A 283-nucleotide genomic window follows, 5' to 3' on the forward strand; every position below is an offset into this window, starting at 1 on the left:
CCACGACGCAAAGAGTGTCATCCGACCGGTGAGCACCATTACTCCCATTACAACGAGCACCAAGCCAGCAAGCGCTCTCAGCAGTCTACTCCAGCGACTGAGCCAGCGTACTCGTTGCCGAAAGTGTTCAATAAACAGGGCGGTTCCGAGAAAAGGAAGAGCCAACCCCAACGAATACGCCGCCAGATACAGCATGCCCGCCTCAGCATTGGCATGCGTGGAGCTGAGCGCCAATATGGCCCCGAGTATGGGGCCTATACAGGGTGTCCAGCCGATGGCAAAC

1 protein-coding gene is annotated in these 283 nt (G+C 57.2%); it reads right to left on the bottom strand.

The window, feature by feature from the left end; genetic code table 11:
- On the bottom strand, positions 1-283 hold a 283-nt coding region (locus JIF53_RS01800), incomplete at both ends, for a cytochrome c biogenesis CcdA family protein (RefSeq protein ID WP_199451717.1).

The sequence above is a fragment of the Marinobacter sp. bablab_jr008 genome, from assembly GCF_016464145.1.
GTDB lineage: Bacteria > Pseudomonadota > Gammaproteobacteria > Pseudomonadales > Oleiphilaceae > Marinobacter > Marinobacter nauticus.